This is a genomic window from Pseudoalteromonas sp. NBT06-2 (assembly GCF_002276045.1).
Classification (GTDB): Bacteria; Pseudomonadota; Gammaproteobacteria; order Enterobacterales; family Alteromonadaceae; genus Pseudoalteromonas.
Map to the genome: position 1 here is coordinate 1 of NZ_NQMR01000221.1, position 2,624 is coordinate 2,624.

3 protein-coding genes are annotated in these 2,624 nt (G+C 40.1%); 2 read left to right on the forward strand and 1 reads right to left on the reverse strand.

Annotated features, from left to right (window positions below; all coding sequences use genetic code 11):
* Window positions 1–98: 98 nt before the first annotated feature.
* Entirely contained in the window at window positions 99–1,007 is a 909-nt protein-coding gene (locus CJF42_RS24220) for a LysR substrate-binding domain-containing protein (protein ID WP_095369096.1), read from the reverse strand.
* A 105-nt stretch (window positions 1,008–1,112) separates the two neighbouring features.
* On the opposite strand from CJF42_RS24220, the gene CJF42_RS24225 reads away from it, so the two are divergent.
* Window positions 1,113–1,973 (forward strand): pirin family protein, encoded by an 861-nt coding sequence (locus CJF42_RS24225; RefSeq protein WP_095369097.1) that lies wholly within the window; start codon window positions 1,113–1,115, stop codon window positions 1,971–1,973.
* Window positions 1,974–2,037: 64 nt separating this feature from the next.
* Window positions 2,038–2,592, forward strand: coding sequence for an NADPH-dependent FMN reductase (locus CJF42_RS24230; protein ID WP_095369098.1), 555 nt, complete (start codon window positions 2,038–2,040; stop codon window positions 2,590–2,592).
* Window positions 2,593–2,624 lie beyond the last annotated feature (32 nt).

Here is a 2,624-nt window from a genome sequence, read left to right on the forward strand (position 1 = left end):
AGTAAGAAAATTATGTCTAGTTTTCAGTTTAATTTACCTAGTGTAAACGCCTCGGGCATTCTTGGTTTGTATCAAGACCAAAAGCTACCTCTAACAACCTACGGTTTTACTGCCAATGGTAGCTTTTCGCGAATAAAGTCTGCGAATACTTTTGTATGCGCAGGCACACCTAATCGAGATGGCATAAGAAGGCTCAAACTGGCTGATTGAAAAAGCCAATCTGGTAACACTCTTATCAACTCTCCTGATTGTATTGCTTTTTTACAAACATAATCAGGAAGAGCAATAACGCCTACCCCTTCAATTGTCGCTTGCCTTAATGTCGACATGTCTTCCGACAACATCACAATGTTAGTCGTTTGATGCGTACGTAAACCATTATTATTCAAAAGTGGGATCACAGCTTTCTGGTTACCACGCCCTACTTTGAGAAACCGGCAATCAGCGAGATCGTACGGCGTATCAATTTTCCCATTCTGTTCCAAATAACTCGGAGCACAATATAACGGCCACTCTACTTTAGTAATGAATCGTTGAATTAAATTTGAATCTGGTAATTCACCACTATGACCGCGAATAGCAATGTCGACACCTTCTGCTACCAAATCAACAATGGTATTACTCACCCTTTGTTCAATCAGTACAGCAGGGTGTAATTTGGCAAATTCAGTAATAATATCGAGTAACGCAAACTGGGCTACACCTGTTGAACAACTTATCACGACTTTCCCGGCCAAGTTGCCAGATCTATTTACCATCGCAGCTTCAGCTAACTCCATTGCATCGACAAGTTTCCTCGCATGTTGATAGAATACTTGCCCTTCTTGAGTAACAGTAACGTTGCGCGATGTTCGCTGTAATAAGCGAACATTAAGACGATCTTCCAGCTGTACTACATGGCGACTCAACCGCGACTTAGGCATATTCAGCGCATTAGCCGCTGCGGTGTAGCCTTTTTTTTCAACAACATGCACAAAATAGAAGTAATCATTCAAATCAACTTTCACTTTATTGTCCTGAATATGGAACGCTAAGTTTGAATATTAACGGTTTTTTACCTAAAAACAAATTGATATATTAATTAAAACACAATAAATGGAACGGAAAAAACAATGACTAATCAGAAAAACATCAGTGCTCTTCAGCCAGTATCAGGACAAACACTTAAGATTGGCGATGGATTTAGCGGGTTGGGATTTCGTCACACACAATTTTCCGGGACTATGGATCCGATCATCATGGTCGACCATTACACAATGACCACACCAACATTTGGAGCACACCCACACGCGGGTATTTCAGCTGTATCAGTTTTGTTTGAAGACACCGTAGGAAAATTTAACAACAGAGATTCACTAGGAAACGATTTTGATATTCAAGCGGGGGACCTATATTGGATGAATGCCGGTAGCGGCGCAATACATGACGAAAAACCGCGAGAAGGTGCAAAAGTTCACGGATTACAGATGTTTATCAATTTACCTGCACGACTTAAAAATGAAAGCCCTAGCTCCTTGTATGTGAAACGAGAAGATATGGCAACACTAGAAGGTGAAGGCTATAGAGTTAGAGTAGTAATCGGGCAAAGCAATCAAGTAGCAACTAAAACTAGCTCTGTGTGGCCATTCACTATTCTCGATGGATATACGGATGAAAGTTCATCATTTGAACACATTATTCCACACAACTTTAACGCATGGGTTTACGCAGTTGAAAGGGCGATTGAATACAAATTGGAAGATAAATGGTTACGCTTAGACCAAGGCCAGTCAATTACGATAAGCGAGACTGACAAAGCGACACTAAGAGTTAGAGGTACTTCGGCAGAACTAAGCCATTTTGCCCTTCTATCGGGTGAGACAATCAACGAATCATTCGTTCAGCAAGGACCATTTGCGATGACCACACAGGAAGAAAACAATGAAGTAGCCGAACGCTACCACGCTGGTGAACTGGGCTCGTTAAGTGAGTGAATTACTAAACTTACCTCCTTGTTTCGAGATATATAATCATTCCACAAAATATATAGGATTCATCATGAAAATACTAACTTTTGCCGCCACCAATTCACGCAAGTCGATTAACAAACACTTAGTGAAACTCGCCGCGAGTAAATTATCGCACACAGAAATTGATTACGTTGAAATTAATGATTTTGATTTACCCATTTACAACATTGATCTAGAAGAAGAATACGGTATTCCTAATAGTGCACATGCATTTGCGAAACGTATAAAGCAGGCCGATGCAATTCTAATTTCCTTTGCTGAGCACAATGGAAATTTCACGGTAGCATTTAAAAACTTGTTTGATTGGCTCAGCAGAATTGACAGAAATGTTTATCAAGGAAAACCAACTATCATGCTTTCAACCTCTCCTGGCGCTGGCGGTGGAAAAACGGTGCTGGGATTAGCAGAAAATGGAGCGCCACATTTTGATGGTAAAGTGGTAGGTTCCTTAAGTATTCCAAGCTTTTATGAGAACTTTGACATAGATAGTAATCAGCTGACGAATCCCGAACTAACAGAAAAGCTTGAAAACGTATTGAGCGTTTTTCAAAAAGATTTACGTGTAAATAAAAGATTTAACTGATATTAGTTGTATTAGTCGCTATGCAGAACCTT